This is a genomic window from uncultured Parabacteroides sp. (assembly GCF_905196875.1).
Classification (GTDB): domain Bacteria; phylum Bacteroidota; class Bacteroidia; order Bacteroidales; family Tannerellaceae; genus Parabacteroides.
In genome coordinates, this window is sequence record NZ_CAJJWO010000125.1 from 1 (window position 1) to 6,876 (window position 6,876).

Annotated in this window: 2 protein-coding genes and 1 pseudogene; all 3 read left to right on the plus strand. The window is 47.3% G+C overall.

The annotated features are described in order from the left end of the window. Positions 1-329: 329 nt before the first annotated feature. Positions 330-2,264 (plus strand): annotated as a pseudogene (locus QZ076_RS21680) (SusC/RagA family TonB-linked outer membrane protein); the annotation flags it as partial. A gap of 39 nt (positions 2,265-2,303) precedes the next feature. Beyond that, complete coding sequence (locus tag QZ076_RS21685) at positions 2,304-3,911, plus strand: RagB/SusD family nutrient uptake outer membrane protein (RefSeq protein ID WP_293717192.1); 1,608 nt, start codon at positions 2,304-2,306, stop codon at positions 3,909-3,911. A 96-nt stretch (positions 3,912-4,007) separates the two neighbouring features. Then, positions 4,008-6,876 (plus strand): glycoside hydrolase family 2 TIM barrel-domain containing protein (locus QZ076_RS21690; protein ID WP_293717193.1); only part of this gene is annotated, 2,869 nt, incomplete at its 3' end.

Below are 6,876 nucleotides of genomic sequence, written 5' to 3' on the forward strand. Positions count from 1 at the left end.
ACTCTGTTGTTTTAAAGTGATAAAATTACTTCTAACAGAGCTATTTAAAGGAATGGAAGCCACAGACTAACAATGCCTTAACAGGCTAACTAAAGACAACTACCAAAGAAAATCGCCTTTATTGGCTGACTTCGTTTGAAATTCAGTGTTTTACCTCGTTTTTCTATTTCAAAAACAGGGAACGGATAAGTAACTGAACCTTTTCCCAAATCTGCTTTTTCTTGCATTTCAGGGGTTAGACAGCTAAAGCCACTATACGACACAAATAATTGTATCAGTGCGTATTACGTTCAATTTCTAATTTCCGCTTTTTAGGTTTACAGTTTTTCGACGACTATTCCGATCCGAACTCCTCTTATGCCGGCGGTAGTTCCGATCAGATCATCCGCCAGCTGAACCGTATCGCCCCGTGGATCGTAAACCGCTACGACGACGGCACGTATGGCACGATTTCAGATGGTAACCCGATTGCCTGGCTGGATGCAGATCAGACAGTAGACCGTAAAAATCAGAACTTCTCAGGAACATTGGCAGCCGATTATAAGATCATCGACGGCCTGATGGCAACTGTTACAGGATCTTACGTCAACAACCAGCAACATTACCGTGCTTTCCAGAAATATATCGAATACAGTCCGACCAAAAAGACGGAACCGAATAAGCTGAATGAAGAATTCCGCGGCTGGCACCGTGCCTCTTTCGACGCTTTACTGAATTACGACAAACAATTCGGCAAACACGGATTGAAAGCCATGGCTGGTTGGCATACCGAGAAGTACGACTACAACGAGAACAAGATGGAACGTAAAAACTTCCCGACAAACGACCTGACCGACATGAATGCCGGCGATGCAGCTACACAGAAGAACGAAGGTTATTCACGCGAACTGGCAATGATCTCCTGGTTCGGACGTGTCAACTATGACTTCATGGGCAAATACATCGTGGAAGCTAATATCCGTGCCGATGCTTCCTCCCGTTTTGCCGACGGCAACCGTTGGGGATATTTTCCTTCCTTCTCAGGCGCATGGCGTATAAGCGAAGAAGGCTTTATGGAAAACACGAAGAGTTGGTTGAATAACTTGAAGGTACGTGCCTCATGGGGTAAGCTGGGTAACCAGGATGCCTTGACCGATTATTATCCGTGGATGAATACCTATAATCTGGATGCAAAATATCCGCTGGGCGGTTCTTTACAGTCAGGTTATTATCAGAAATCTTATAAACTGTCTACCATTTCATGGGAAAAAGCCCGCACATGGGGGCTGGGTCTGGATGCGACGATCAATAACAAGATCAACTTTACATTCGACTATTACGACAGAAAGACAACAGGTATCATCATGGACGTTCCGGTTCCACAAGAATTTGGTCTGGAAGCATACAAAGATAACGTAGGCGAAATGGTGAACAAAGGTATCGAAATCGTATTGAGCTACAATAATACCTGGGGCGACTGGTCATTCGGTGCGACCGGAAACTTTGCTTACAACAAGAATGAAATACTCAACCTGGGTGGTGTAACCGACATGGTAGACCCCGATAACAGCAACATCCTCCGCCGTGTAGGCGAACGTCTGAACTCTTACCGTTTATACAAAGCAGACGGTTTCTTTAGCTCCGACGATGCAGCCCAGGCCTGGATGGATAAGTACTCGAAACAAGAAGGCTATCCGTTCGGTACCCGTAAGTTCAAAGGTGGCGACCTGATTTACCAGGATACGAACAACGATGGTAAGATAACGGCAGACGACCGTATCATGGCCGGATCGAAAGATCCTTCCGTTACGTTCGGTCTGAATCTGACTGCCGGTTATAAAGGCTTCGACCTTTCCATGATGTTCTCGGGTGCAGCCGGTGTACATCGTTTGATCAACCAGGAAGTAACAGGCTATTTCAATGGTGACGACTCTCATCCTGCAACCGTATGGCTGGACGCCTGGACGCCGGATAACCAGGATGCTAAAATGCCGCGCATCGCCTATTCGACAACTTCTCCGAGTATATCATCCAATGTAATGTCGACTTTCTGGTTGCAGAATTCAAGTTATCTACGTATGAAGAACTTGCAATTCGGTTATACGATTCCGAAGAATATCCTGAAACCAGTCGGTATCGAGAACCTGCGCGTTTATTATTCTGTAGAAAATCTGTTTACGATCCATAACATGCTTGTCAGTGTCGATCCGGAAATATCGAGCGAACGTGCTTCCAGCTTCCCGCTGACCCAGACACATGCTTTCGGTGTGAATATAACATTCTAATAGGAACGATTAGTTATGAATAAAATAAAAGAATATAATATGAAACGCTTATTTATATATATGCTGGCCGGAATGACATTGGCCGGGACATCCTGTTCAGACTTTTTGGACACTGTACCTAAGGATGCACTTTCACCTGCCACGACATGGAAGACGGAAGCCGATGCAGAAAAATTCCTGATCGGCTGTTACGACGGATGGGGTGATGAGACAGGTATCATGTATTGGGATTGCGGATCCGATTTCGGTTTCAACTACCATATCCATGAAAACTGGAAGAACATCGGTAACGGAAGTATGACTGCCAGTAATCAGGTAGCGGATTATTACGATTTCTCCATGATCCGCCGCTGCAATGACTTCCTCACGAATATCGAGCCTCTGGAGTTTGCCGACGCTACGAAGAAAAACAACATGATCGGACAGGTAAAGACCATCCGTGCCTACCAGTATTTCAACATGAACTGGTGGTATGGCGGTGTGCCTATCATCGAGTCTTACGAAACAGCAGATGAAGCAAAGGTGGCCCGTAATTCGGAAGAAGAAGTAAAGAAATTTATTTACGATGAAATCGATGCAGCCATTCCTCTGCTAAATGCTGCACCTGCAGCAAGAGGATATATCGCTAAAGGAACGGCTATGGCTCTCAAAATGCGTTCAGCCTTGTATTATGGCGACTATCAGCGTGCCAAAGAGGCAGCAAAGGCAATCATGGATTTAGGACAATATGAATTGGATCCCAGCTTCGACAATCTTTTCACCATCGCAGGACAAGGTTCAAAAGAAATCATTGCATCTTTTCAGCGCGACGAGAACCTGTATGACAACTGGATGATCGGAACGATGTATAACAATGCCGACGGAGGTTGGTCATCGATGGTGCCGACTCAGAACCTGGTAGACGCCTACGAAATGAGTAACGGTTTGACCCGTGAAGAAGCCGGAAGCGGTTACGATGCCACCCATCCGTATGCAAATCGTGACCCGCGTATGGCAATGACCGTTCTTTTCCCCGGTATGGATTGGGAAGGCGGTATCCTGAATACACTGGATGCAACCATCGGCGAAGCAAAGAACCCGAACAATCCGGATGACGCCGATAATGCTTCCAAGACAGGATTGACATGGGGTAAATATCTGTCGGACAAATCGCAATATGCCGATATGTGGGCTACAAATGCCGCAGTAATCATTTTCCGTTATGCTGAAGTATTGTTGAGTTATGCCGAAGCAGAAAACGAATTGAATGGCCCGTCTGCCGAAATATACGGTATGTTGGATCAAATTCGTACCCGTGTCGGGATGCCGGCAGTAGACCGCGGTAAGTATGCTACACAGGCAAAACTGCGTGAATTGATCCGCCGCGAACGTTCTGTCGAACTGGCAGGGGAAGGCCTTCGCCGCGCCGATATCCTCCGCTGGAAAGACGACAGCGGTAAGATGGTAGCCGAGACAGTGCTGAACGGCCCGTTAACCCGTGTATCAGGTACGGTGAATACCAATGAATCAGATCCGTATAAACGTGCGACGATATCCGGTACAAGCCTGATAGAAAACCGTTCATTTGCCGTTCATAACCGTTACCTGCCAATCAAGCAGGATTATATCGATAAGAATCCGAACCTGAAACAGAATACAGGTTATTAATAGGTATTTGATATATTATATTGATTAATCGGGAGGGATATATCGGATTATTTCTGATATATCCCTTCTTTTGCATAGAAAAACACTCGATTGTATATGAAGTATTATAAAACATTCCGTTTCATCCTGTTTATCATCTGTCTTCTTTCGGGATACGGATGCTGCTCTTCTTCTTCCGGACGGCAGGTGTTGGATATGAACACCGGCTGGGCTTTCTACCGGGGCGATGTGGAAGAAGGACATAAAACAGACCTGAACGACTCCGGCTGGATACCTGCCGTCATACCCCATATCATGCAACTGGAAACAAAGCATTGCGGGGGTAACTCCATCTATGACGGCATTGGCTGGTATCGTCGTTATTTCAAACTCCCTGCGAAATACAAGGATAAGCGTGTCGTGGTTTCTTTCGAAGGAGTCATGACAAACTGTGATGTCTATCTGAATGAAGAAAAGATAACGACGCACCATGGCGGTTATATGGGATTTGTGGCAGACCTTACGGATCGCGTCGACTGGGACGGCAACAATGTGCTGGCTGTCCGTGTCTCTGCCGGATACGATCCGCTGACACCTCCGGGAAAGCCGCAGGATAGGATGGACTTCTATTATTACAGCGGCATTTACCGGGATGTGAAAATGGTTATTACCGATAAGATTTATATAACAGATCCTTTGCAGGAAGATAAAGTAGCCGGCGGCGGACAGTTCGTAACCTTTCCGGAAGTCACCGGAGAACAGGCGAAGACTCATCTGTCCACGCATATCCGTAACCTGACGGACAAGGATCGGGAATTGACGCTACTCTCTCTGTTGAAAGATACCACAGGCCGTGTAGTTGCGCGAGCGGAGACTCCGGTACATGTGCAAAAACAGTCGGACGACACGGTGGAACAGGATCTGGTTGTCGACCGCCCGAACTTGTGGTATCCTTATACACCCTATCTCTATACGTTGCAAACACAATTGCTATCCGGAGGTCGCGTACTGGATGAAACGAATGAAAAGATCGGTATTCGTACGATCCGTTATACGGCGGAAGAAGGTTTCTTCATCAACGGAGAGAGATTGTATATGCGCGGAGCCAACCGCCATCAGGCCTTTGCCAATGTGGGTGATGCGGCCTCCAACTCGATGCAGGTCAGGGATGTGATCGACCTGAAACGCGGAGGTTATAATGCCGTTCGTGCCGCCCACTATCCGGCTGACCCGGCCTTTCTGGATGCTTGCGACAAATATGGCCTGCTGGTCGTCGAATGTATTCCGGGCTGGCAGTTCTATAATCCGGACTCTACGTTTATCGAGCGTCTTTATGACATCGGACGGCAGATGATCCGCCGTGACCGTAACCATCCTTCCGTCGTGCTCTGGGAAACGGCATTGAACGAATCGCGTTATCCGGTTTCCCTGGCGAAAGAGATACAGGAATTATCCCATGCGGAATATCATGGGGATCAGATGTACACTGCCGGTGATTATTTCGGACATGCCGATATGGAACCTTATTATGATGTCTTTTATAAGCAGGTATCCAGGTTTCCGAAAGACGGGGATGTGATGAGTAATTATCCTGAAGATTTTATTTCGGTCAAACCCCTGTTTACCCGTGAGTGGGGAGACGGGGCGGGAGAGAAGCCGCGTGTCAGCCTGAAGGAAAACGAAGAAGAACAGATGCGCCAGTGTCGTAGCCGTTTCGAACAGTTGAATGGAAACGGCTATTTTGATTGGTGCATGCTGGATGCCAATCCGCACATGGGAGGTCATTTCGTTTGGAGCTACAACGATTATGCCCGCGGAAGCCAGGATGAAACGATGTATAGCGGTGTGGTCGATATTAACCGTTATCCGAAGTTCAGTTATTTCATGTTGCAGAGTATGCGCGATAAATCGGTTTCCCAGCCGGGGTTGTATGACGGGCCGATGGTTTTCATAGCTTCTTATAATGCTTCGGAATATTTTAGTTCGTCCACGACAGATATTACGGTCTTCTCCAATTGTGATGAGGTACGGTTATACCGTAACGATAAACCGGTTGGAAAGCAGACGCGGGAGGAAAGAACCCCGTCCTATCGTCCGATAGTCGAGAAAGGGGGTAGCCCTGTTTTTATCTTTAATGCCGGAACGTATGAGTCCGGAACATTGAGGGCGGAAGCGCTGATCGATGGTAAAGTGGTGGCTGTCCACAGTGTGACGACACCGGAAGAAGCGGATCATTTGGTTGTCGATATCAAAACCGATGATATTATACCTGTAGCAGACGGTTCGGATATGATCCCTGTTTATATAAAGGTTTGCGATAAGAATGGCTCTTTGGTCTATAACTCGCAACAGGAGATACGAATCACGGTATCCGGTGAAGGTACATTGATCGGCGACACGATCAGCCGTATCGGTATCGATCCGCAAAAAGTCGAAGGCGGTATCGGTTTTGCTTTTATACGGACGACGAAGAATGCCGGAAATGTAACGGTTGAAGCCACCGCGGAAGGTCTGTTTTCCGGGAAGGCCGGAGTTAGAACGGCTCCTGCCGAAATCGCTTGTCTGCCGGATGGAGAACATGCCGTATTTACCGGTAATGAAGAAGAGAATGTAGTAGTGAAACCTTCTTCCTGGCAGAAGCGTATATTGGAGAAGCCTCGTTTAAAGATCGCCTCCGTACAGGTCGGTAGCAGCCAGAACGGCTATCCTGCTTCGAATATAACCGACAACGACGATCATAGCTGGTGGATCGCCGGGGAAGATAAACTCCCGCAGGTGATTACCTTGTCTTTGGATCGCCCGGCTTATGTAGCCGCCAGCCGTATCCTTTTTCAGAAAGACAGTTCTTCTTACAAGCATAAGGTGGAAACTTCCCGTGACGGCGAACGCTGGGAACTCCTTTACGAACGGGAATGTACAGGCTGGGAATTCAAGCCGATGACGGTCGACCGTGAAGTAAAATATCTTCGTTTTACAATCGAAGATG